At 72.6% G+C, this 23047-nt stretch carries 20 protein-coding genes; 11 read left to right on the forward strand and 9 right to left on the reverse strand.

What is annotated here, in order from left to right:
* Window positions 1–62: 62 nt before the first annotated feature.
* Both CC117_RS17725 and CC117_RS17730 read left to right on the forward strand, forming a co-directional pair.
* The gene (locus CC117_RS17725; protein ID WP_071085567.1) at window positions 63–797 is read left to right on the forward strand and encodes a hypothetical protein; all 735 of its coding nucleotides are present in this window, start codon (window positions 63–65) and stop codon (window positions 795–797) included.
* Window positions 798–922: 125 nt separating this feature from the next.
* Window positions 923–1312 carry a hypothetical protein gene (locus CC117_RS17730; protein WP_241830206.1) on the forward strand — a complete coding sequence of 130 codons (390 nt, stop codon included), beginning with the start codon at window positions 923–925 and terminating at the stop codon, window positions 1310–1312.
* Between the two features lie 57 nt (window positions 1313–1369).
* Here CC117_RS17730 and CC117_RS17735 read toward each other — a convergent pair whose 3' ends face one another.
* Window positions 1370–1741, reverse strand: coding sequence for a DUF1330 domain-containing protein (locus CC117_RS17735; RefSeq protein ID WP_071085569.1), 372 nt, complete (start codon window positions 1739–1741; stop codon window positions 1370–1372).
* Between the two features lie 145 nt (window positions 1742–1886).
* On the opposite strand from CC117_RS17735, the gene CC117_RS17740 reads away from it, so the two are divergent.
* Window positions 1887–2708, forward strand: coding sequence for a mycofactocin-coupled SDR family oxidoreductase (locus CC117_RS17740; protein ID WP_084132307.1), 822 nt, complete (start codon window positions 1887–1889; stop codon window positions 2706–2708).
* 2 nt (window positions 2709–2710) lie between these two features.
* Here the strand turns inward: CC117_RS17740 and CC117_RS17745 are convergent, their stop codons facing one another.
* Window positions 2711–3322: a hypothetical protein gene (locus tag CC117_RS17745; RefSeq protein WP_241830208.1), complete on the reverse strand. Its 612-nt coding sequence runs from the start codon at window positions 3320–3322 to the stop codon at window positions 2711–2713.
* 857 nt (window positions 3323–4179) lie between these two features.
* On the opposite strand from CC117_RS17745, the gene CC117_RS39150 reads away from it, so the two are divergent.
* The 4 genes from CC117_RS39150 (at window position 4180) to CC117_RS17770 (ending at window position 9718) form a co-directional block, all read left to right on the forward strand.
* The gene (locus CC117_RS39150; protein ID WP_241830209.1) at window positions 4180–5067 is read left to right on the forward strand and encodes a hypothetical protein; all 888 of its coding nucleotides are present in this window, start codon (window positions 4180–4182) and stop codon (window positions 5065–5067) included.
* Window positions 5068–5091: 24 nt separating this feature from the next.
* Window positions 5092–7719, forward strand: a complete 2628-nt coding sequence (locus tag CC117_RS39940; protein WP_071085576.1) for a WD40 repeat domain-containing serine/threonine protein kinase — start codon at window positions 5092–5094, stop codon at window positions 7717–7719.
* A gap of 119 nt (window positions 7720–7838) precedes the next feature.
* Window positions 7839–8627 (forward strand): RsiV family protein, encoded by a 789-nt coding sequence (locus CC117_RS17765; protein WP_071085577.1) that lies wholly within the window; start codon window positions 7839–7841, stop codon window positions 8625–8627.
* A 71-nt stretch (window positions 8628–8698) separates the two neighbouring features.
* Window positions 8699–9718: an LLM class flavin-dependent oxidoreductase gene (locus tag CC117_RS17770; RefSeq protein WP_071085680.1), complete on the forward strand. Its 1020-nt coding sequence runs from the start codon at window positions 8699–8701 to the stop codon at window positions 9716–9718.
* A gap of 46 nt (window positions 9719–9764) precedes the next feature.
* Here CC117_RS17770 and CC117_RS17775 read toward each other — a convergent pair whose 3' ends face one another.
* Window positions 9765–10460, reverse strand: a complete 696-nt coding sequence (locus tag CC117_RS17775; protein ID WP_071085579.1) for a TetR/AcrR family transcriptional regulator — start codon at window positions 10458–10460, stop codon at window positions 9765–9767.
* Window positions 10461–10694: 234 nt separating this feature from the next.
* Here CC117_RS17775 and CC117_RS17780 point away from each other — a divergent pair, with 234 nt between their 5' ends.
* Entirely contained in the window at window positions 10695–11123 is a 429-nt protein-coding gene (locus tag CC117_RS17780) for a nitroreductase family deazaflavin-dependent oxidoreductase (RefSeq protein ID WP_071085581.1), read from the forward strand.
* Window positions 11124–11131: 8 nt separating this feature from the next.
* On the opposite strand, the gene CC117_RS17785 is transcribed toward CC117_RS17780, so the two are convergent.
* From CC117_RS17785 to CC117_RS17810, 6 genes are all read right to left on the reverse strand, one after another.
* The gene (locus CC117_RS17785) at window positions 11132–12028 is read right to left on the reverse strand and encodes a class I SAM-dependent methyltransferase (RefSeq protein WP_071085583.1); all 897 of its coding nucleotides are present in this window, start codon (window positions 12026–12028) and stop codon (window positions 11132–11134) included.
* Between the two features lie 40 nt (window positions 12029–12068).
* Window positions 12069–12626 (reverse strand): hypothetical protein, encoded by a 558-nt coding sequence (locus CC117_RS17790; RefSeq protein WP_071085585.1) that lies wholly within the window; start codon window positions 12624–12626, stop codon window positions 12069–12071.
* Window positions 12627–12776: 150 nt separating this feature from the next.
* On the reverse strand, window positions 12777–14396 hold the full coding sequence (locus tag CC117_RS17795; RefSeq protein ID WP_198541894.1) for a choice-of-anchor I family protein: 1620 nt from the start codon (window positions 14394–14396) through the stop codon (window positions 12777–12779).
* Window positions 14397–14527: 131 nt separating this feature from the next.
* The gene (locus tag CC117_RS17800; protein WP_071085587.1) at window positions 14528–15451 is read right to left on the reverse strand and encodes a glycosyltransferase; all 924 of its coding nucleotides are present in this window, start codon (window positions 15449–15451) and stop codon (window positions 14528–14530) included.
* Window positions 15451–16605, reverse strand: coding sequence for a DegT/DnrJ/EryC1/StrS family aminotransferase (locus CC117_RS17805; protein ID WP_084132311.1), 1155 nt, complete (start codon window positions 16603–16605; stop codon window positions 15451–15453). The genes CC117_RS17800 and CC117_RS17805 overlap by 1 nt, the downstream gene beginning before the upstream one ends.
* A gap of 488 nt (window positions 16606–17093) precedes the next feature.
* Window positions 17094–18233 (reverse strand): glycoside hydrolase family 6 protein, encoded by a 1140-nt coding sequence (locus tag CC117_RS17810; protein WP_071085591.1) that lies wholly within the window; start codon window positions 18231–18233, stop codon window positions 17094–17096.
* 586 nt (window positions 18234–18819) lie between these two features.
* Between CC117_RS17810 and CC117_RS37060 the strand changes: the two genes are divergently transcribed.
* Genes CC117_RS37060 through CC117_RS17825 form a run of 3 tightly spaced genes read left to right on the forward strand, consistent with a single transcriptional unit; the run spans window position 18820 to window position 23028 of the window.
* Window positions 18820–19152 carry a hypothetical protein gene (locus CC117_RS37060; protein ID WP_131803088.1) on the forward strand — a complete coding sequence of 111 codons (333 nt, stop codon included), beginning with the start codon at window positions 18820–18822 and terminating at the stop codon, window positions 19150–19152.
* Window position 19153: 1 nt separating this feature from the next.
* The gene (locus tag CC117_RS17820; protein ID WP_071085595.1) at window positions 19154–21436 is read left to right on the forward strand and encodes a glycosyltransferase family 2 protein; all 2283 of its coding nucleotides are present in this window, start codon (window positions 19154–19156) and stop codon (window positions 21434–21436) included.
* Window positions 21436–23028: a galactose oxidase-like domain-containing protein gene (locus CC117_RS17825; RefSeq protein ID WP_198541895.1), complete on the forward strand. Its 1593-nt coding sequence runs from the start codon at window positions 21436–21438 to the stop codon at window positions 23026–23028. The genes CC117_RS17820 and CC117_RS17825 overlap by 1 nt, the downstream gene beginning before the upstream one ends.
* The last annotated feature ends 19 nt before the right edge of the window (window positions 23029–23047 follow it).

Genomic DNA, 23047 nt, shown 5'->3' on the forward strand with positions numbered 1-23047 from the left:
CGTCGGCGATCCTGGACACCGGCGTCGGAGCGCGCCGGGCGGCTGCGGAACGGAGACAGCGGATGCGCACGGGTGATGCCGACCGGCTGGCGGCCTTCGTCCAGCTCGCCCAGCCGACGGCCGCGGCCGTCGTCAGCCTCACCGGACCCGTTCCGGACCGGCGGGAACACGCCGACCGGATCGTGCGCCACTGGCGCACCGAGCTGGCTCCGCTCTCGGCTCTCCCCGCCTTCGCCGGGCGCTTCGGCGCGCCGATCCGGGATGTCCTCGCCGCCACGGTGCAGAGCCTGCTGGTGCTGTCGCTGGCCAGGCTGTGCGAGGTCACGGACGTCCACAGTCAGGTCCGGCTGCTCGCGCACGCCGTGCTCGACGAGGAGCTCCCCGCCGGCTGGCGACCACCGGCCGGCGCGGAGGCTGACGCCGCCACCGGCGTCATCGTGCCCGGCACCACCGGTACCGAGAGCCCCGGTACCGAGAGCCCCGGTGGCGCCGCCGGCCTCGTCGCTCAGCAGGGCGGCACCGAGGTGGGCATCGACGGGACCGCTGAGGAGCGGGCGCAGTGGGTCCGCCTGATGCGCAGGGTGCCCACCGGGATCGTCCGGCTCGCGCGGGAGATGTGGGGAGTGCGGCGTCTGATCGACGGTCGCGCCGAGGGGCGGCTGTGGCACCGTGCCGTGGCGAACGTCCCCGCTGTCGGGGTGGTCGGCGCGACGCTCGGCGAACGCCACGCCGCGACGGAGATCGCCGCCCGGGTGTACGTCGCGCTCAGCCTGGCTGACAACCTGCCCGGCATCTGACCCGGCGTCTTCTGACCCGCCTGCCACCTGGCCCGCCTGCCACCTGGCCCGGCGACCGGCACCGCCGCGCGACGGCTCGCCCGCCGCGCTTGACAGAAAGATCTGCCGCGGCCAGGATCGAATGTATGTTCGATCTCCTCGGACTTCGCGCCCGCCCGCACCATTCGCCCGGCCCGTCACGCCGGCCGCACAGCCTGCACAGCCCCAGCCCCAGCCCCCGCGACGAACAGGACGTGCCGAGCGGCTCGGTTCCCGCGCAACGGGGCCGCGCCACTCCGGCCCCCCTGCCGCCGAGCGTGGCCCGGGTGGCGGCGCGGACGAGGCTGTCCGCCGAGCTTCTCGCCGCCATCCTCACCGTCGACGGCCGCACCAGAGCGACCCTCGACGACATGGAACGTGCGGACGCGCTCGCCGACGTCATGATGACGCGCCGACGCGAGCGGGTCAGCCGGCACCACCCCGAGGGTCCTGTCGCCGCCGGGCACGACGACGGTGCGCTTCGCTGGTCGGCCTGACCCGCCGGAGCGCGGCCGGCCAGGGCGCCGGTTCCGACATCGGCCCCGGCAGCGCGGTCAGCGCCCGGGCACAGGCACGGTGACCTGCAGAACAGCCTCCGTCAGGGCCTCGGTGCGGAGGCTGACCGTCTCCTGGTACTCGGGGTCGGCGACCATCTGGAGAAAGGCCGCCCGCGACGGGTAGCGGATCAGCAGCACCGCGTCCCAGGCCTGCCCCGGCTCGGCGACCAGCGCAGTCGAGCCCTCGCCGAAATAGACGAGCTCGCCGCCGTGGCGGGCCAGCGCCTTTCCGGCCCGCCGGGAGTACTCGGCGTAGGATTCTCGGCCGCCGTCCGGCCGGAACCGCAGCAGGTTCAGCATCACGAAGGGTGCGTCCGGCAAGCTGTCAAGAAGGCTCTGCATATCGGCACTGCTCGGGTTGACCGCCATAACATCCTCCAGTCGACCGTCCGTGGTGTAGCCACGTGCGGGAGCTGCAAGGCTACGACAGAAGCAGGCCAGGTGAGGGGTTCATCGGCCACCAGATCAGGGCTAGGATCCGGGCTTCGGAATCGACTCCAACAGGAGGTCCGGCATGAATCCCGGTGGCATGAACCTTGGCGGCAAGGTCGCTTTCATCACGGGCGTGGCCCGCGGGCAGGGGCGGTCACACGCGGTCCGGCTCGCCCGGGAGGGCGCCGACATCATCGGTGTCGACATCTGCGCCGACATCAATTCCGCGGGTTATCCCCTCGCCACCACCGAGGACCTGAAGGAAACCGTGCGCCAGGTGGAGGCACTCGGGCGCGGCATTCACGCGACGGTGGCCGACGTTCGCGATCCGGATGCCTTACAGGCCGCACTGGGCGCGGGTGTCGCGGCGCTCGGCCCGGTCGACATCGTGATCGCGAACGCCGGAATAGCGCCGTTCTCGCCCGAAGGTATCGGCGGGGAATGGAAGGATGTCGTGGACGTCAATCTCACCGGTACCTACAACACCGTGCAGGCCGCCGTTCCCGGCATGATCGAGCGCGGCGCCGGCGGGGCGGTCGTCATCGTCAGTTCCACCGCGGGGCTCACCGGCATGGCCGCGGGCACACCGGGGGTGCTCGGCTACACCGCCTCCAAGCACGGCCAGGTCGGCCTGATGCGGACCTGGGCGAACGCCCTGGCACCGCACCGCATCCGTGTGAACACCCTGCACCCCACCGGGGTGAACACACCGATGGTCGTCAACGACATGATGCTGCGGTTCCTGCAGAGTGATCCGAAGATGTCCGATCCACATGCACTGCCCGTCGGCATGCTCGAGACCTCCGACGTCTCGGATGCCCTGGTGTGGCTGGTCTCCGACCAGGCCCGGTACGTCACCGGCGTCACGCTGCCGGTCGACGCCGGCTACGTGAACAAACGCTAGCGTCACGCCGCGCCCGCGTCGGCGTCGATACCGGCGCCGGCGTCGGCGCCGGCGTGCGGCGCATGCAGGCGGCTCCCGGCGACGACGGCGAGGAGGGTCACGCCGAGCGTGATCGCAAGGTCGGTCGGCGGCGAGGGTGCCAGCAGCCGCATAGCCGAGAGAGCGAAGACCACGAGCAGCCCCAGGACGCACCCGGCCGGGACGAAACGCAGGCCCCGCAGCTTCGACGCCCCCGGCGACAGCACCGCGGCGGCGAGAAGCAGACCGGCCAGGACGAGCAGGCCCAGGCCGAGCAGGCCGTAGGTCGACAGCAGCGAGCCGTGGACCTGCGCTTTCCCGTCCCGCGCGACGACGGTGTCGAGGTCTGTGTCCCGGATCTCGACCCGGATCGGTATCAGGCCGGTGGCCCGCCCGGTGATGTCGCGCAGATCCAGGTCGACGGTCCAGTTCGCGGTGCCGCGGGCGGGCACGGTTGTCCGCACCCGCGTGTCGTAGTCGAAGAAGGTGAGCCCGAGCACCATTCCTCGCAGCCGGACAGAATCGACGTCCAGCGCCGACCCGCCGAGATTCTCCACGCCCACGACCAGGCGGGTGGCTGCCGCCGCGTCCAGCACGACGTCACCATCGAGTGGTCGGCCGTCGATGCTGACGGACAGCCTTGCCGTATTCTGATTCGCCGCCCAGGCGGCTGACGCCGGGAAGACGCCGATCCATGTTGCGAACACCACAACAAATGCGAGCACGCGGCATTTTTGTGCCCGTCTCGGCATGCGCGATCCGGAAATCACATCTCCCCCCCATGGACCAGGTGGTCGCCGGCTGCGATGTTACGCTGGCAAACAGGTAGGCACGCTTCCACCGAAGGTGTATTCACGGCAGGCGTATTAACGGCGGGATCCGGGGGCTGCCGATGTCGGGCGACAAACAGGCTGTGGGAATGCGCGCGGCAGCGCGGCTGCTGCCACGCGTGTTCTCCCTGCTTGTGCTGGCCACGCTGCTCGTGGCCGTGCTGGCCGGTGCCACCCCGGCGACGGCTGCCCAGGTCCCATCCCCACCGGCGGGGACCGGCGCCGCGCCAGAGCCGGCGTCCACTCCGCCTGACGAGCCTCCGGCCAGCGCGCCGGCTGATGTACCGGCTGGTCCACCGGCTGACCGGCCGGCCGGGCCGCCAGCGGATCGGAGCTCACCCGGCATCCCGGATCCGCGGCCGGCGCAGGACGCCTCCGCACCGCCCGCGCCGCCCGCCCCGCCCGATGACGGGCCGACCGCGGATCCTCCCGTGGCGACGCCCGACCCTCCGACGACCACGCCGGAGGCCCCGGCGCCCTCGCCGTCCACGAGCCCGGGTGAGGGCGAGGGCGGTTCCCCGGAGCCGTCGTGCCGCCCGCGCTGGCGGCCGCGCTCCACGGCGGCGCCTGACGGGAGCTGCGCCAGCAGCGGGCCGGTCGTCTGCCCTGGTCCGGGCGGGCCCATGGACGACGTGCCGATCCCGGGCTGCCCGCCGCCCAGCGAGCAGCCCACCGGCCCCTCCGCCAGCCCGCCCGCGGGCGGCAGCCCCGGTACCGGCGGTACCGGCGGCAGCGGGGGTGGTGGGGCCGGGGGCGGCACCGGTGGTGGTGGCGGCGGCGACCAGGGGGTGCGCTGTGCCGACGGGTCGCGTGCCCCGTCCGCGGCCGACTGCCCGGTCGAACGGGTCCAGTGCCCGAACAGCCCGGTGAGTGTGGGGCCGGGTGAGTCGTGTCCCCGGCCGGTTCCCGCCCGGCCGTCGTTGGTGGCCTGCTGGGATGGTTCCTCGGCCACGTCCACCGCCGGCTGCCCGCCGGGGCGGATCTTCTGCCCGGGCGGGGTGACGGTGCCGGTCGGGGCCAGCTGCGCCGAACCGGTGACAGCGGTGACAGCGGCCTGCCCGGACGGCACCGTGCGGGTCCTCGGGGTGTGCACACCGATCGCCGCGCCGGGCTCACCGGCACCGCGGCCGGGTGTGCCGGTGGCCCGCGTGCCGGTCCCCGGGGAGCTGCGCTTCGACCGGTACGTGTTGTCCGCTGGTGACCTCCTCTACGCGCAGGGCGCCGGCTGCACGCCCGGTGCGGAGACCACGCTGACCGCCGGCGGAGAGCTCGTCGGGCGTACCGTCGCCGACCAGGACGGCCGTTTCGAGACCGTCGTGCGCTTCGCGAGCTTCCGGCCCGGCTACCGGCAGGTCGACGCCGAGTGCGGGATCCGGCTCGGCTCCGGCGTCGAGATGATGCTGGTCTCCGCGCACACCAGTGCCTCCACTCCGTCCCTGCTGCTGCTGTTCTTCCTGGCCGGCGGCGGCCTCGCGGTCCGGCCGGGGCGGCTGACGCCGCGGTCGCGGTAGCGGTGGCGGTGGCGGTGGCGGTCGATGGCGGGTGACCACGGGCCCGACCCGGACGAGGTCGGGCCGTACCGGCTGCTGCGGCGCCTGGGCGCTGGCGGCATGGGCACCGTCCACCTCGGTGTCGACCGTGCCGGCCGGCAGGTCGCGGTCAAGCTCATCCGCCCGGACCTGGCCCGCCGTCCCGAGTTCCGGGACCGCCTGAAGCGGGAGGCGGACAGCGCGCGCCGGGTAGCCCGGTTCTGCACCGCCGCTGTCCTGGACGTCGATGTGACCGGCGACGTCCCGTTCCTGGTCACCGAGTTCGTTGACGGGCCGACGCTGGCGGAGTCGGTGCGGGCCCGCGGGCCGCTGAGCCACGGCGAGCTGCACCAGCTCGCGGCCAGCATGGCCACCGCACTGATGGCGATCCACCGGGCCGGGATCGTGCACCGCGACCTCAAGCCGGGCAACATCGTCCTCTCCCGGCTCGGCCCGAAGGTGATCGATTTCGGTATCGCCCGTGCGCTCGACACGACCTCCGCCCTCACCGGCGAACATCCGGTGGGCACGCCCGCCCTGATGGCGCCCGAGCAGGCCCGCGGCGGCGTGATCACCTCCGCGGCGGACGTCTTCGCGTGGGGCGGTGTGCTCGTCTACGCCGGCACCGGCCGCTACCCGTTCGGCAGCGGCCCGCCCGCCGCGCTGCTGTACCGGGCGGCCAACGACCATCCCGTGCTGGACGGTTTCGAGGACTCGCTGCGCCCGCTGGTCGAGGAGGCGATGCGCAAGGATCCGCAGGAACGGCCGTCCGCCGAGGAGCTCTACGCCCAGCTGCTCGACCTGCGCATGACCGAGACCGCGTCGCCGGTCGGGCCGCCGCTGGCGGAGGTGGCGGCGCTGGTCGAGCCGGTGTCCACGCCGTCGCCGACATCCCTGCCGACACCGGTGACCATCCTGCCCCGGCCGGACTCCGCGGCCGCGGACGAGACGGTCACCGTCGCCGCGGGAACGCCGCCGCCCTACCTGACACTGCCGACGATGCTCTCCCCGGATGCCGTCGCGCAGCGCCCGGAAGCCCCCGGCCGCGGGCGCAGCGGCTCCCCGGCCGGCCCGGCGAAGCCTGGTCGGCGCGCGTCCTCCGGTGCGGCGGCCTCCGGTACCGCGGCCGCCACCGGCGCGGCGAAGTCCACCGGCCAGGCGAGATCCACCGGTGCCGCGGGGTCGACCGGTGTGACGGGGTCGACCGGTGTGACGGGGTCGGCCGGTGCTGCCGGGCCCGCCGGTCCGGCCGCAGCAGCTGGGCGGCCCCACACCTCCGGGAAGTCCCGCCCGTCCGGGGAGTCCCGCCCGTCCGGGAGGGCCCGCGCATCCGGGCCGCGCGGGCTGGCCGGGCCGCGCCTGCTCGGTGTGCTCGCGGCGGTGCTGGCGGTGGCCGTCGCGGCGGTCGTGCTCGTCGTTCTGGGCCGGGGCGGTGAGCCCGCGGGGACGAACACCCCGGAGCAGGTCGCGGGCCGGGCACTGCGGCTGCAGGACCAGGACCGGCCGCTGGCCCGCCGGCTCGCGCTCGCCGCCTACCAGCTGGCGCCGGACGCACCCGCTACCCGCCGGGCGATGGTCGGCCTGTTCGCGGCGGACGTCGACCCGCTGGCCGTGACGCTCGGCAGCCGTCTGCTGAGCGCCGCCGTGCGGCCGGACGGGCGTCTGCTCGCCGCTGGCACGGACACCGGGACGGTCGAGCTGTGGGACCTGACGGACGGCGCCAACCCCGTACACGTCGACACCGTCACGGGTGTCGGTGACTGGGTGTACACGGTGGCGTTCAGTCCGAACGGGACGACACTGGCGGCCGGCGCGGGCAACGGGGACGTCCGGTTGTGGGATGTCACCGAGCCCGGTCGGCCGCGCGCGCTGGCCACGCTCACGTTCCACCGTGACCGGGTCCGGTCAGTGGCCTTCTCCCCGGACGGGGCGACGCTCGCCTCCGGCGGCGATGACGGGCAGGTCGCGCTGTGGGACGTCGCCGATCCGGGCCGTCCGCAGCGGCGGTGGGTGGCCGACGGCGCCACCGCCGGGATCCGTTCGGTGGTCTTCTCGCCCCACGGCGGACTGCTGGCGTTCGGCGGCGACGACGGCACCGTCCGGCTGTGGGACGTCGTCGATCCGGCGCGGCCGAACCCGCGCCCGGCGCTGCGCGGCAGCGGGCGGACGGTGCAGTCCGTCGTGTTCTCCCCCGACGGTTCGACCATCGCCGCCGGCGGCCTCGACGGCTCGGTGCGCCTGTGGGCGCTCACGCCGTCGGGTACCTCCGAGCTGGGGTCGACACCCGGCGGCGTCGGCGGGGTGACCAGCGTCGGGTTCGGCACCGACAGCGGCGGTGGCCTTCTGGTCTCCGCCAGCGAGGACGCCGTCGTCCGGCTCACCGACGTCTCCGTCGCCACCAGCCCGGTGCCACTCACCGACCTGCACGGCCACACGAAGGCGGTGAACGCCGCCCTGTTCGTCCCGGGTGGGCGGACGATCGTCTCCGCGGGCGGGGACGGATCGGTCCGGCTCTGGACGGTCGACCCGGCCGCGCTCACCGGGGCGGCCTGCGCCGACCCGGCGAACCTGATCACCGAACGGGAGTGGCGGGACGCCTTCCGGACCGTGCCGTTCGCCCCACCGTGCCGCTGACCCGGACATCCTTCGATCGGTCACTGTGAGGCCGGCTCCGCGGGAGCCGTCAGGAAGCCGACCGACGCGGTGTCGTCTCCGCTCCAGCGCACGGGGCCGTCTCGGACCACGATCAGCCGGTGCTCAGCAGACAACGTTCCACCACCGCCACGTCGGCGACGGTCGCCATAGCCGGCCTGGTCCTGACCTGCGCCGCCGTCCTCACCGGCTGCGGCCCGGAGGCCGGGGTCGGCCTGACCGCGGCTACTACCGAGCCGAGCGCGGCTCCCGTCGAGCCGAGCGCCCCCGCCCCGGATCCGTCCGGCGGGCCGCAGGCAGCGGAGTACCAGATCACGATCCGGCATGAGGAGGGGCGGGTCGACCCGGAGGCCTCGTTCCGGGCCGACGTCCCGGTGCTGTCGGGGCCTGATGCCACGGTGGTGGGTCGGGTGAACGCGGCGATCGCCGACTACGTCCGCGACGAGAAGGCGCAGACCGCGTACGAGTCCCTCACCCTGACGGCGGGGAACCCCCACGTGGGCGCGCACGTACTCGCGCTGTCCTTCGGCGGGGACCGCTACCCGCCCGGCGCGGCGCACCCCGCCGAGCTGGCCAGCGGCCTGGTCTTCGACCTGCGCAGCGGCGCCCGCGTCACCATCGAGGACGTCTTCACCTCGACGCCCGCGGGGCTGCGCAGGCTGGAGTCGATCGTCCGCACCGAGCTGGACCGGCGTTTCCCCGACGGCCCGACCGGTGGCGTCACCGACCCGGACCCGGTCAACTACCGGCAGTTCGTCGTCAACCCGCAGGGCCTGGTGGTGATCGTGGCCGAGCTGCCGTACGTGCTCGGGCCGCAGAGCGTTCTCGCGCCCTGGGACCAGCTGGACGGACTCGTCCGGCCGGAGCTCGCCGACGTCCTGCGTTCCTGAGCCGGGCCAGCAGCCGGGCCGACCGCCGGCCGCCGGGGAATGCCGCCGGGCGGAGCGGAATTGACGTGGACGTGACTGTCGTTGCAGGTTCGCTTCCACTGGCCGTGCTCGACTTCGTCGGCATCGAGCACGGGGAGAGCCCGGCCGCGGCGATCGCCGGCGCGGTGGCCGTCGCGCAGACCGTCGAGGCGGCCGGCTACCGGCGGTACTGGGTCTCCGAGCACCACAACATGCAGAGTCTGGCGTGCAGTGCCCCGGAGCTGCTGACCGCGCATGTCGGCGCGCTGACGTCCCGGATCCGGGTCGGTGCCGCCGGCATCATGCTGCCGAACCACGCTCCGTTCAAGGTCGCGGAGATGTTCCGGACCCTGGTGGCGATGTACCCGGGGCGGGTCGATCTGGCGCTCGGCCGGGCGCCGGGAACCGACCCGCTGACCGCGCACGTGCTGCGCCGCGGCGTCGCCGCCGACGCGGGAGCGGAGTTCCCGGGGCAGGTCGGCGAGCTGCTCGCGTTCCTCGACGACGGCTTCCCGGCCGATCATCCGTACGCGCGGCTGGTGGCGGCGCCGGTGGTCGACGAGCAGCCCGAGCTGTTCGTCCTGGGGTCGAGCGGCTACGGGCCGCGGTTCGCCGCCGTGAACGGGCTGAGCGCGGTGTTCGCCCACCACATGAGCCCGGAGCTGGCGTTCGACGCGCTCCGGGCCTACCGGCGCGACTTCGCCCCGCGGCACGACGGTGCGCAACCCTACTCGGCGATGTCGGTGCTGGCCTTCGCGAGCGAGGACGAGGAGGCTGTCCTCGACTTCGAGGCGGCGTGGACGCTGACCATCCAGAACATCAGCCGCGGGGTGCGGGAACCGCTGCGCCCGGAGGACGTCCGCGGGCTCGCCCGATCGGCGCGGTTCCGTGCCGACCGCCAGGACGACGGCCGGATGGTGACCGGGGAGCCGAAGGCCGTCGCCGAGCGGCTGCTCGACATGAGGCACGCGGCCCAGGCCGACGAGATCGTCGTCGTCACCCCGAGCCTGGACCGGGCGCGACGCCAGGCGAGCTTCACCGCGCTCGCGGACGCCTGGCGCCACGCCGCCTGAACCGGCCGTGCCTCAGGGGGTCGCTGATCCGGCGGTGGACGGGATGTCAGCTCGTCGCCGGGCCATCGGGGCCATCCGGACCGTCCGGGCCATCGGGGCCGTCGCCGGCGCGGATCGCGGCGCTCAGGGTGCGGACCACCCAGTGCACGGCCCGGGTCGCGCGGGCGACGTCGAACTCCCAGGTCACCGTCAGGCGCTCGTAGGACGGGACGTTCCAGAAGACGTCCAGCATGGCGGCGGCCACCGCCGCCTCCTCCTCGGACCAGCCCGGCGCCGCCTCGGTGACAGCGGCGACGAGCGCGGCGCGGCGGCGCCTGTCGACGTCGGCGAAGGTGGGCTCGTCCGGCGGTGGCTGGGCGGCGGGGAAGGACGCCAGATAGTCGAACATGCGCGCGATGACGTCGCCGAAGCTCTCCAGGCGCAGACCTTCCAGGTCGACACCGGCCTCCTGCTGCAGCCGCTGCATGACCGCGTCGCGCAGCCGTCGCTCGTTCGAGAAGTACCGGTAGATGGTGCTCTCGTTGACCTCGGCGCGGCGCGCCACCGCGCGGATCGTGAGCGCGCCCCAGTCCCAGGTCGGAAAGCCGTGCACCATCTCGACCGCGGCGGTCAGGATGCGCTCACGGGTCAGCGCGGCCTGCTGACGGCGCAGCGGGCTCTCGTACGAGCGGCGACGCGCCCCCGCGGTCGCCTCGCCGGCCGGGGACCGCGGCCGTCCCCCCTCGGACCCGCCCGCCGGCATGAACCACCAGCCCCTTCCGCACCCGTCGTCACCACCGGCAGGCGCCGGCCGCGATCGAGCGACGGCCCCGCCACCCGATCGACTATGCCGGACGTCCCCCGCCGCCACCCGCCAACGTCCGCACCGACCCCGCCGCCGGTCCGGCCTGCCCCCGCGCGACGCGGGCGCCGCCATCCCCGCAGGATGGACCTGACCAGCCAGGGCATCACCCGTGGGATACCGGGAGGGAACGCAGTGACAGCAGCGAACGACTGGAACGCACAGGTGATCGCCGAGTTCCGCGCGAACGAGGGGCGCGTGGGAGGAAACTTCGCGGGCGCACCGCTGGTGCTGCTGCACCACCGGGGCCGCCGGAGCGGCCGTGAGCACATCAGCCCCGTGATGTACCTGCCGGACGACGATGACGCCGACACGATCTACGTCTTCGCCTCCAACGCCGGGCAGACCGCCCATCCGCAGTGGTACCACAACCTGACCACGGCCGGTGAGACCAGCGTCGAGCGTGGAACCGACAGCTACCGCGTGGGCGTCCGCGAGGTCACCGGCGACGAGCGGGACCGGCTGTACACCGAGCAGGCACGGCGTTACCCCGGGTTCGCCGAGTACGAGGAGAAGACGGCGGGCGTCCGAACCATCCCGGTCCTCGCCCTGAGTCGCGCCTGACCGACCGGTCAGCCCGGCCGGTCGGCGACGGCGACGCGGCCGCTGCGCAGCGAGGCCCGCCGGGCGGTGGACGCCGGCAGCCGGGTGGCGACCGCGAGCAGGTCGTCGTCACTGCCGACCGTGAACCCGTGGCGGCGCAGCAGGTTCGCCATGGCGGTCGCCGTCCACAGCGAGCGCCAGGGCTCGTTCGCCCACATGCTGCGCCGCCCCGCCACGAGGTACGCCGCCCGGGAGATCAGCTGCCCGACCGCGATCGCGGGCCGGCGCGCCTGGTAGTTGACGATCAGCCGGCTGCCGGGGGCGGACAGCGCGGCGAGCGCGGCCGTGGTCCGCTCGACCTCGGCACGGGTCAGGTAGGGGACGACACCCTCCCAGATCCAGGTGGTGGGCAGGTCGCGGCGGTACCCGGCGGCGGCGAGAGCGGCGGCGAGCCGGTCCCGGGCGAGGTCCACGGGGACGAACCGGACCGGTCGGACCGGTCGGACCGGTCGGGCCGGCTCGGGCAGCCGGGCGACCCGCTCGCGCTTGTCCCGCTGCGAGGCCGGGTGGTCGACCTCGAAGACGGCCCGGTCCGCCAGCTCCGGCAGGCGCCACGCCCGTGTGTCGAGACCGGCACCGACGATGACGACCTGTGCACTCGGGTGGTGGCGGACGGCGTCGTCGATCGCGACCGTCCGCGGCACGGCGATCGCCGCGCAGGCCCGGACCGATTCGTACTCGAGGCGTTCCAGCCAGGTGGAGGGCGGTGTGTTCGCACGCACCTGCTCGACGGGACGACGCTCGTCGTCCCGCAGCAGCTCCACGGCGACGGGGTCGGCGAAGCGGCCGGGTGAGGCCAGCCCGTCCGCGGCCGCCCGCCCCTGGCAGACGAGCACGGCCGTCCGGCTGCCACCGGCCGCCTTCATCGTGCGTCCACTCCCCGCGCGTCCACTCCCCGCCCGGCACTCATCCGTTCGCCCGGCCGCCGGTGCGGCCACCGGTCCGGCCGCGGGTGCGGGCCGGGACGGCGAAGGCCTCCTCCACCGCCCGCAGGCGCAGCGCCTCGATCTCGTCGGCCTGCGCCTTCGCACGGTCACACAGATGGTCGAGGAAACCCGCCTCCAGGCGGTCGTCCTCGACCGCGGCACTGCGCAGCGTCCGCCACAGCCGGGACTTGCCGTTCACGCCGAGCCACAGACTCTCCAGCTCGACCACCGAGCTCATCGGTGACCGTCGCCAGAGCCTGCGGTTCGGTTTGAGCCTGCCCACCTTCTCGGCGAGCCTGCCGAGCAGGAACGCGTGGCGCCGGCGCGGAACACCGAGATCGCTCATGATCTGGATCAGGACAGCCCGGTCCTGCGCGATGTCCGCGGCCATGTCGGCCAGGGCCGGGCCGGCGGGCATGTCCCGGTGCTCCCTGGCGATGCGGCGGGCGAGGTCGACGCCCGCGGCCGCACCCGTCAGATGGTCGGTCAGGTAGGCGCCAAGCAGGCGCGGGTCCGGCTCGTTGGTGACTTCGGCCATGCAGACGAGCTGCCCACGCAGCGCCCACTCAAGCTCGCACCGAGGCGAGCCTGAGCGGGCGTTGTCTCGCGACAGCGCTGCGAGCGCTGCGACAGCGCTTCCGCGGTGCCGCGGTGCCGCGGGCGGCCCGGCTGCGGGAGTGCGGAACTGTCAGCGGCGGCCGGCGAGACCGTAGAGGCTGACGGTGCCCGTGATCTCGTTGGAGACGATCACCAGCGGCCGGTGGGTCGGGCTGTTCCGGGCGTCGACGAAGTCGATGACCTCCGGTCCGCTGTCCGGGCCCACGGTGTCGGTCAGGGTGAAGTCCCGGTTGTTGAGGTACTGCACGATCTCCGGGTCCTTCGGGTTGCTCAGGTCGACGACGGCGAATCCGCCGACCCGCTCCATGCCGACGAAGCCGAACGTGCGGCCGTTGATCTCGCCGACCGCCACCGCCTCGGGCTCGGGGCCCTTGTCGTCGCTGCGGTTGTCGAACGTGTTCTCGTCGTTGTTGGAGTTGAAGTTCGCCGGCAGTGCCGCGGCGATCGTCTGCTCCAGCTGGTCACCGCTGTCGGCGACCAGAGTGCCCGTCGAGCCGTCCCACACCGTGAACGAGCGGGTGCCGAAGGCGTAGGCCTTCGACTGCCCGGACGGCTGGCCGGGGGTCGCGGTCGTCACGTTGAGCCGGCCGGCGGCGGTGTCGGCCCGGGCCGGGCCGAACGAGGCGTCGGTGGTCGTCGAACGCAGCCGCGCGGCCTCCACCAGCCCGTCGTACTCGCGCGCGTCGCCCTCGTTGGCGGACAGGACGTAGCCACGGCCCCGCACGCTGAAGGCCGCCAGCGCGTCCGGCTGGTACATGCCGAGGATGTTCGGCCAGGTGCGGATGTTGATCCCGCCGTCCCGGTCGCTCGCGTCGATGCCGTTACCCGGGGCGGAGAGATCCTTGAAGCCGAGCGCGTTGATGCGGCTGACCGTGAGCCGCTTCAGGTCGAGCACGGCGATCGCGTTGTTCTCCTGCAGCGAGACCCAGGCCGTGTGGCCGTCGGCGGAGACGGTGACGTACTCCGGCTCCAGGTCGAGCGACGGCAGCGGCGAACCGAACACCCGCACGCCGGCCGGCAGCTCCTTCGCCCGGCGGGCACCGGGGTCGAAGTCCTGGAAGCCGATCGTGGTCACCTTCGGCTGGCGCGGCGTCAGGTCGATGACGCTCACGGAACCGGCCGGGTCGACGTCACCGGGTTCGTAGCCCGAGGGCTCGCCCTCGTTCGCGACCAGGATCCGGCGTCCGTCGGGAGTGAAGGTGACCATGTCCGGGCCGGCGCCGACGGCGACAGCGCGCAGGTCCCCGCCGTCCGGCGTGAACAGGACGACCTTGCCGGGCTCCGTGTCCGACTCGACCGCCGCCGCGATCTGGTTGCGGCCCGCCGCCACGCTGGTCACGGTCTCGCCGTAGGCCGAGAGGTCGATCCGGCGCAGCAGCCGGGGCGCGGCCGGGTTGCGCGCGTCGACGATGTCGACCGAGGCGTCGGTGGCGTTCGTGACGTAGAGGCGTCCGTCGGCGAAGTGCGCGACCTCGCCCGAGGTCGCTCCCTCGGCAGGGTCCGCGAGCCCGGTGCGGTAGCTCCCGATCAGCTCGAAGGTCGGGTCGGCCGCCCGGCGGTAGTCGGTGTGATGGCTCGGACCGCCGCGGCCGTCCTGGCCGCCGGACCCGGCGCTCGCGGCCGGGATCGCCACGGCGGTGAGGGTGACACCCGCCACTGCGGCCACAGCTGTGCGCAGTCGTACTCGCACGTGTTTGCACCTCCGGTTCTGTCTGGAGGACGAACGCTGGAGCAGGGAAGTTACGGGACTGCGCCCAGCCTCGCGGCCTCAGCCTGAACACCGGCACAACATCTGGGCACCTGGATGCAGGTGGCAGCCGCTCAGAGGTAGAGCTGCCGGTAGCTGATGCTGCCCTCGATCCGGCCCAGGAGCATGCCCGCCATCGTGGCGACCCGGGCCCGGCCCTGCGCCGTCCGGATGCCGGGCAGGGCCAGGGCCAGCCGGGCCAGGAAGGCCACGAACTGCGGGAGGGAGCGCCCGGGCATCCCGTCCGCCCGGAACTTGCGGTAGAGCGCGACCTCACCGAAGCCGTAGCCGCGCTCCTGCCTGAAGATGTCACGCGCGGTGACACGGTAGCGGTAGTGCAACACTGCGTCAGGCACGAACACGGTCGGATAGCCCTTCGCCGCCATCCGCCAGGAGACGTCCAGGTCGTGCTGGGTGGGCAGCTCCGGATCCATCCCGCCGACAGCGTCGATCGCGTCGCGACGGCCGCCCATCGCGGCGCCGATCGCAGCCGGCAGGAACCCGCAGTAGGTGTCGATTCCGGCGCCCTGCAGCATGCGGCGCCGGGCGCGGACCGCGGGCGGGTTGAGCCGGTCGACGTCCACCCGGGCGCCGACGAAGCCGTGCTTCGTCATGGCACGCGCCATGTGGATCAGGTAGTCGGGCCCGACGATGTCGTCGCTGTCCAGGAAGACGATCACCGCACCGGAGCTGTGCGCGATGCCGTGGTTGACACCATGAGCCTGGTGGCCCGGATCCGGCGGCCGCACCACCTGCAGGTTGGGCAGGCGCCCGGTGAATCCGCGGGCGACGTCCGCGGTGCGGTCGGTCGAGCCGTTGTCGACGACGACCACCTCCCACCAGCCCAGATAGGCCTGCGCCGCGATCGACTCGAGGGTCTGGGCCAGCGTGGTGGCGCTGTTGCGACAGCTGATGATGACGCTCAGACGTGGCAGCGCCGCGGCATCGTCGGTCACGGTGTCGGCAGCGGTCACGGTGTCGGCAGCGGTCGTGGTCATCACGCCTCCCAGAACGCGTGCACGGCCCGGATCACCCGGTCGACCACGCCGTCATCCATGTAGGGGTGCAGCGGGAGCGTGAGCACCTGCTGCGTCACGGCCTCGGTCACCGGCAGCGGCCCACGGCGCGAGCCGGCGTAGAAGCTGAACTCGTGCGCGCCGAGGAAGTGGATGCCCGTGGCGATGCCCTGGTCGGCGAGATGCCGGATGAGGGCGGGGCGCTGGGATCCGTCCCGCAGCCGCAGCACGTAGATGTACGGCGCGACGTCCTTCCAGTCGGTGTCGAAGAACGTCAGGTGCTCACCGAGGTCGCGCAGGCCGTCGTCGTAGCGACGGCAGTAGTCCTGCCGGTTGCGGATGAACTCGTCGACGAGGTCCAGCTGGGCGATACCGATCGCGGCCGGGACGGAGCCCAGGTGGCAGCGGTATCCCTGGCGCACGACGTCGAACTCCCAGTTGCGCTGGCTGCGGTAGCGCGCGTCGGTGTCCGCGTTGATGCCGAGGTGGCGCAGCTCGTGCAGGGCCTGGACGTCCGCCGGATCGGGGGTGATGATCGCACCGCCCTCCAGCGTGGTGATCATCTTGACGGGGCCGAAGCTGAAGCAGGTGATGTCGCCGAAGGAGCCGATCGGCCGGCCATCGCTGCGGGAGCCGAACGCGTGCGCCGCGTCCTCGATGACGCGCAGGTCGTGGCGGCGGGCGAGCTCGACGAGCTCGTCGAGCCGGCAGGGCAGGCCCAGGTAGTCCACCGCGAGGATGGCCCGGGTGCGTTCCGTGACGAGCTCGGCGACCCGGGCCGGATCGATGCCGAGCCCGGTGTCGTCGACGTCGCAGAGCACGACGTCGGCGCCGGTGCGGCTGATGGCCTGGTGACCGGCGACATAGGTGAAGGCCGGGCAGATCACCTCGTCGCCGGGGCCGAGCCCGATCAGCTGCCCGGCGAGGTGCAGCGCCTCGGTACAGGAGTTCGTCGACACCGCCCGGCGCCCCGACAGCCCGAGAAAGCTCTCGATGCCCTCCTCGAACTGCCGAGTGAGCGGGCCCATGCCCAGCCATCCGGCCGCGAGCGCCCGATGGGCGGCCTGCTGGACCTCCGCCCCGAGGTACGGGCGGTACACCGGCACGCGCTCGTGCGGTGCTATCGAACTCAGCACAACGGCCCACCCTGCCCTGTCGTATCCACGAAAGCCTTATGGCGCGGAAAGCTACCACCGGCCGCGGCGAATGAATGCCAAAGGGCCGCCAGAGTCGAACCCTTACGAAAGGGATACATCGCGATGTGCACACGACCGGCGGCTCTGCAGATCCGGCGACGTCGCCCACCGAGCGCCCGCGGACGCAACTTCCACCCCACCATCGAATTACGGCGACCACATCCGAGCGAGGGCTACAACCCGGCCGTTTCGTAAGGGCGGGAAACCCACCCTTCCGTAAGAGCCGCCAACTCACCCTTCCGTGAGAGATGGGCAATCCACCCTGTTCACTGGAGTGGAAAACCTGCCCTTCAGTAAGGGTCGGCGCCAACCCTCACGTACGGGCCGTGTTTCCGCGCCTCCCGACCGAAACGACAGCGATCACCCCGGCAGTCTTAGGTCGGCAGCATGCTTCTCGGCGGGATCGGCGGAATCGGCGAGCTGAAACGTCACCAGCCCGCCCGGCGGGCCAGCCCGACCGCATAGTCGACCCAGAAGGTTCCGGCCTGCGGCCCGCCGTTACACGTGCCGTCAGACTCTCCGGGCATCTTGATCCACAACAGTGCGTCCGCGGCCGCCCGGCCCGTGTTGGTGGTCGGCAGCGGCCCGAGCGCACGCCCGGCCGGGTTGCACACGTCGCCCCCGGCAGCCCCGCCGAGACCGTTGCGGCTGGTGTCGACGACGAAGCCGGTGTTGGTCCCGAGCTGGCGGACCACCGCCTCGCCGTAGTCGAGCATCGTCTCGGTGGGGGCGAAGCGGGAGGTGTTCAGCGCGAAGCCGCGGACGTCGGCCACACCGGCGAGGCGCAGCCGCCGTGCCGCCTCCACCGTGGAGAGCGTGGCCCCGCTGCCGATGTCGAGGTACACGGCCGTCCCGGCCCGGGTCAGTACCCCGGCCGCCTCCCTGATCAGCTGGTAGGACATCTCCACGTCCGGCTGGCGCAGACAGTTCAGGTTGGCGAGCACACCGGGCTCGAGGATGACGGCGGCGGGCCCGGGCGCCAAACCCGCAGCGACCTGCGCTATCCACGCTCGATAGGCGTCCGGCGAGCCCTCGCCGGTGGTCGGGTACGTCGTGCAGTCGTGGGCCGGGAGCCGGTAGACGGCCAGGACCGGAGTCGCGCCGGCGAACCGGCCGCCAGCGACGATGCCCCGGACGTTGGCGCTCACCTCGGCGGTGGCGTTCCAGGTCCCCAGCCAGATCGCGGTCGGCGTCCTGGAGATCCGGTCCAGCAGCGCGGCGTCGGCCGGCCGTTCGGCACGGATGCCGTCCGCCGAGACCTGGGCCTGCACGCCCGGCACGGCGTGGAGGGCACGGCCGGCCAGCGGGCTTCCCCCGTTGGTGGTGGCACTTCCGGGCACCGGCGCCGCGGCCGGCGGGGCAGCCGACACCGTCGCCGTCGGCGGAGCGGGGACGCTCGGGCTGGCGGACCCACCGGAGCATCCCGGCAGCAGTGCGAGCAGTGAGCCGGTACACACCACTGCCAGACGCCGCCGCCGACGCCCGCGCCGCGTCGCCGTCGCCGTGGGCGTGGGCGTGGGCGTGGCTGTGGGCGCCGCGCCCGCGACGGCATGGGCCAGCTGCTTCATCAGACACATTCTCCCGTCGGGCCGCACCGAATCCACAACGCCCGGAGGACGCCAGAAAGCAACACCAGAACCCTCACGTGAATGCCGAGATGACCTGTTCCTGGCAGGCCACAGGTACGGCCGGGAYAGCGACGACCGCGCTCGACACTAGACCATGACCTGAACAGAGAGATTCTTCCCGTCTGCCGGTCCACCGTCGTTCTTTCAGATAGAAAAACCATCGTGGGGCCTGCCTCGAGCCAGCTGCCGCCCCTGTGGCATCGTGTCACGGCAACACCCGACCTGCGGAAAGGATGGCGTGTTCGCGGACCGAGCGGAGAGCTCACCAGACCTTCGGCCAGATACCCGGGCACCGAATCGGGCGCGGTGGCGTACCGCGCCGGTGCCAGGGCAGCGCGTCGTCACAGCGGCGGTATGGGCGTGCGGTTTCGGCGGCGTCGCCGCGGTCTTCGGATCATTCGATCACTGGGTTCAGGCGACTCTTTCCGACCGGGGTGCGCACCTGCTGGTCGTCACCCGGTCCGGGTGGGATCTTCCACCCAGCGGACAGGTGGTTTTCGCCTTCGCGCTGACGAGCTTGATCAGTATGCTGACGGCAGATCCCGGCGGCAGCCGGCGCTGGGTGAGCCTCGCACCGACGGCCGCCGGGGCGGTGATCATCGGTGTGACCGCCACCCGGGCCCACGCCGCCGACCCCATCGGCCGGACGCTGGAACGGCTGCGCATCGGCACGTTCCAGACGGACAGTCCCACGGTCACCACCGGTACCGCGACAGGTCTGTGGATCTGCCTCGGCGCGGGCGTCCTCCTGCTGGTCGCCGGGATCGTCTGGCTGGCGTTCGACCGGCCGGCCGGCGGACGGACCAGGCAGACCCTGCAGACCCTGCAGACCGGGCAGACCAGCGCCGAGGCCCAGTGACGTGGCGTACGACTACGCGACCTTCTCGACGCTCGCCGGCCCGCTGCAGGAGCCCGCGCCGGGCAGGACCCATCACGTCGCCTACCGGCGCGTCATGGCCGGCCCCGCGCTGCGYCAGGTGCTCCCGCTGCTCGTGGTCACGCTGGTGCTGTCGTCGTTCTTCTTCGTCTGGCTGATCCAGCCACAGCACTTCCCCAAAACGCGCTACCTCCCGACCGCGGTGGCCGTCGGGAACCACATCATGTTCTGGCTGATCGTCGTGACCGAGGGCATCCGCCTGCTGAACTCGGTGATCCTGTGCTGGTCGGCGACACTCATGCGGGACCCGATCCCGGTCACGCCTCCCCCCGGGCTGCGGGTCGCGTTCACCACCACGATCGTCCCGTCGAAGGAGCCGCTGGACGTCGTCCGGGACACGCTGATCGCAGCCCGGAACATCCGCTACGGCAGCCCGATCGATGTCTGGCTGCTCGACGAGGGCAACGACCCGGCGGTGCGCGCGATGTGCCGGGAGATCGGGGTCCGGCACTTCACCCGCAACGGCGTCGACCACTGGAACACCCGCAAGGGGCGGTTCCGCGCGAAGACCAAGCACGGCAACCACAACTCCTGGCTCGATCTCCACGGCGACCGCTACGACGTCGTCCTGTCCGTCGACCCCGACCACATCCCGCTGCCGAACTACGCCGAGCGCATGCTCGGGTACTTCCGGGACCCGAACGTCGCCTTCGTGGTCGGCCCGCAGGTCTACGGGAACTTCCGGCACTACCTGACCCGCGGCGCCGAGGCGCAGAACTACATGTTCCACTCGGTGATCCAACGCGCCGCGAACCGGTTCGCCTGCGGCATGTTCGTCGGCACCAACCACGCCTACCGGGTGAGCACCTGGCGCCAGATCGGCGGCTTCCAGGACTCGATCACCGAGGACCTCGCCACCTCGTTCGCCGTCCACGGCGCCCGCAACCCGGCGACCGGCCACCGCTGGACGTCCGTCTACACCCCGGACGTCGTCGCGGTCGGCGAAGGACCGACCTCCTGGACGGACTTCTTCAGCCAGCAGCTGCGCTGGGCCCGCGGCGCGAACGAGGTGATGGTCACCGAGGCGCCGCGGCGACTGAAGGCTCTCGACTGGGGCCCGCGCCTGCACTACTCGACGCTGATGCTGCACTACCCGACGGTCGCGATGACCTGGATCCTCGGCACGATCCTGACCATCTGCTACATGGCGCTCGGCTCCACCGGTGTCACCGTGAACGTCAACTACTGGCTGGCGCTGTACATCGACGTCTTCGTGGCCCGGCTGCTGCTCTACTTCTGGCTGCGCCGCTTCAACGTCAGCCCGCACGAGGAGCCCGGCAGCGCCGGGATGAACGGGATCTTCGTCTCGGTGCTGTGCATGCCCTTCTACTCGACCGCCCTGGTCGGCGCGGTGCTCCGCCGCAAGCTCGGCTTCGTGGTCACCCCGAAGGGCGACGCGGCCAGCCCCGACCGGCTGATGACCTTCCGCAAGCACCTGTTCTGGGCGGCGGTCTCGGTGGCGGCGATCGCCGTGGCGGCGAGCCTCGGCCGCGTCTACCCGGCGAACATGATCTGGGCGTCGCTCTCGCTGGTCACCTGCCTCATCCCGATCGGGCTGTGGATGATCGAGCCGGTCCTCGCGCCGCGCCGCGCGACCGCGCCGAACCCGTTGCCGGCAACGCACATCCCGCCGCAGCGCGTCGGCCGGGACGCCACCGCCCCGACTTCAGGCAGCACGGCCAGCCGGCCGCCCCCCGTGCCCGCAGGGGCGTGGCCGGGAACCGGCTCGCCCCCGTACCCCGACCACCACGGGGACGACGAGACGCTGTCCGGTCTGGTGGCGCTTGGCGCCGCAGCCGGCCGGGCAGACAGGCCCGGCGGCTACGACCCGGATGACGAGGCCACGGACCGGCTGGAGCTCGCCGGGGTCGGCACGGCGTCCAGGGCGGATGCCGACGACGTGGACAGCGACACCGTGCTGATCGCGCCACCGCTGCTGGCAGCCGTTCGCCGCCACGGACCGGACCGCCCCGGCGGCCGGACCGGTGCGGGCGGCGGCGGCGCCGAGGCCGGAGACGGCCCGGAGCCGTCCACGACGGTGACCCTGCGCCGCCCCGCCCCCGCCCCCGGCAGGTCCGCCAAGGCCACCAAGGCCACCAAGGCCGCCGAGGCCGCCACTCCGGTCTACACCGAGGACGTCACCCTGCGTCTGCACCCGCGGCGCCGCCGCGTCTCACCCGACGGTCTACTGGAGGAACTCGGCTGATGGTGACGGAAAGGATCACCGGTACCCGCCGTCGCCGCATCATCCAGATCTGCTGCCTCGCAGCCGTGCTCATCGCCGGCAACGGGCCGTTCGTGGGGAGCTGGGCGTCGGCGCGTTACCAGCAGTGGCGCTGGCATCAGCAGTCCTACATGAGCGAGTTCGGCCGGTGGGACATCATCGCGGACTCGGGCTCCCGGTCGGTGCACGCAGCGCTGCTGCGCACCGGCAAGGTGCTGCTGATCGCCGGCTCCGGCAACGACCAGGCCGCGTTCGACGCCAGGCGCTTCGAGACGCTGCTGTGGGACCYGGCCGCGAACACGTTCGAGAAGGTCCACACCCCGTGGGACGTCTTCTGCGCGGGCCAGGCGTTCCTGCCGAACGGCAACCTGCTGATCGCCGGCGGCACCAAGGCCTACGAGGTGCTCGCGCAGGACTCGCCGGACGGCGAGAAGAAGGAGTACCAGGGTCTCCGGGACTCCTACGTCTTCAACCCGCGGACCGAGCGCTACGAGAAGACCGGTGACCTGAACCACGCCCGCTGGTACCCGACGCTGGTCACCCTCGCCAACGGCGCGGTCGTCGCGGTCTCCGGGCTGGACGAGAACGGCGCGATCGACCCGGGGAACACCGAGTCGTTCGACCAGGCGACCCAGAGCTGGATCAACCATCCGAACCTGTACAAGGAGTTCCCGACCTACCCGTCACTGCTGCTCGCCGCGGACGGGCGGCTGTTCTTCTCCGGAGCCAACGGGGGCTACGGGCCGACGTCCCTGGAGGCACGTCAGCCCGGGCTGTGGAGCCTGGCCGACAACAGCTTCCAGCCGGTGGACGGACTACCCTCCCCGGAGATCAACGAGACCGCCGGGACCGTGCTCCTGCCTCCCGCCCAGGACCAGCGGGTCATGTTCCTCGGCGGCGGCGGCGTGGGAGACACACAGGTCGCGACCGACCGAACCGCCATCGCCGACCTCGACGCCCCGAACCCGGCCTGGGAACGGGGGCCGGACCTGGAGGTCGCCAAACGCTACCCGGGAGTGGTGATCCTGCCGGACGACACGGTGCTCGTCTCCGGTGGCTCGACGGCCTACCGCGGCAAGGACTCGCGGACGGCGCAGCTCTACCACCCGGACACCAACACCTTCACCCCGGCGGCCGATCCACTGGTCGGCCGCGACTACCACACCAGCTACCTGCTGCTGGCGGACGGGCGGGTCGCGGTGTTCGGGTCCAACCCGCTCAGCGACGACAACTTCTTCGAGACCAGGATCGAGATCTACACGCCGCCCTACCTGTACCGGGGCGAGCGGCCCGTCATCCGGTCCGCGCCGTCCGCCGTCACCCGCGGCTCGACGATCAGTCTGTCGGTCTCGCAGGATGTCGCCAAGGTCCGGCTGATCCGGCCCGGCGCCTACACCCACGTCACCGACACCGAGCAACGATCGGTGGCGCTGCCCGTGACCGGCCAGGCGAACGGCACCGTCACAGTCGGCGTGCCGGACAACCCGAACCTGCTGCCACCGGACTGGTACATGCTTTTTGTCGACAACGGTGCCGGTGTCCCGTCAGTGGCGACCTGGGTGCAGGTCGGATGAGGTCACGGGATGAATCGCC

Source organism: Parafrankia colletiae, from assembly GCF_001854655.1.
Lineage (GTDB): Bacteria > Actinomycetota > Actinomycetes > Frankiales > Frankiaceae > Parafrankia > Parafrankia colletiae.

Coding starts and splice junctions, on each gene's coding strand:
- CC117_RS17725 (WP_071085567.1), top strand. CDS start 63: ATGCGCACGGGTGATGCCGACCGGCTGGCGGCCTTCGTCCAGCTCGCC.
- CC117_RS17730 (WP_241830206.1), top strand. CDS start 923: ATGTTCGATCTCCTCGGACTTCGCGCCCGCCCGCACCATTCGCCCGGC.
- CC117_RS17735 (WP_071085569.1), bottom strand. CDS start 1,741: ATGGCGGTCAACCCGAGCAGTGCCGATATGCAGAGCCTTCTTGACAGC.
- CC117_RS17740 (WP_084132307.1), top strand. CDS start 1,887: ATGAATCCCGGTGGCATGAACCTTGGCGGCAAGGTCGCTTTCATCACG.
- CC117_RS39150 (WP_241830209.1), top strand. CDS start 4,180: ATGGACGACGTGCCGATCCCGGGCTGCCCGCCGCCCAGCGAGCAGCCC.
- CC117_RS39940 (WP_071085576.1), top strand. CDS start 5,092: ATGGCGGGTGACCACGGGCCCGACCCGGACGAGGTCGGGCCGTACCGG.
- CC117_RS17775 (WP_071085579.1), bottom strand. CDS start 10,460: ATGCCGGCGGGCGGGTCCGAGGGGGGACGGCCGCGGTCCCCGGCCGGC.
- CC117_RS17785 (WP_071085583.1), bottom strand. CDS start 12,028: ATGAAGGCGGCCGGTGGCAGCCGGACGGCCGTGCTCGTCTGCCAGGGG.
- CC117_RS17790 (WP_071085585.1), bottom strand. CDS start 12,626: ATGGCCGAAGTCACCAACGAGCCGGACCCGCGCCTGCTTGGCGCCTAC.
- CC117_RS17800 (WP_071085587.1), bottom strand. CDS start 15,451: ATGACCACGACCGCTGCCGACACCGTGACCGCTGCCGACACCGTGACC.
- CC117_RS17810 (WP_071085591.1), bottom strand. CDS start 18,233: ATGAAGCAGCTGGCCCATGCCGTCGCGGGCGCGGCGCCCACAGCCACG.
- CC117_RS37060 (WP_131803088.1), top strand. CDS start 18,820: ATGCTGACGGCAGATCCCGGCGGCAGCCGGCGCTGGGTGAGCCTCGCA.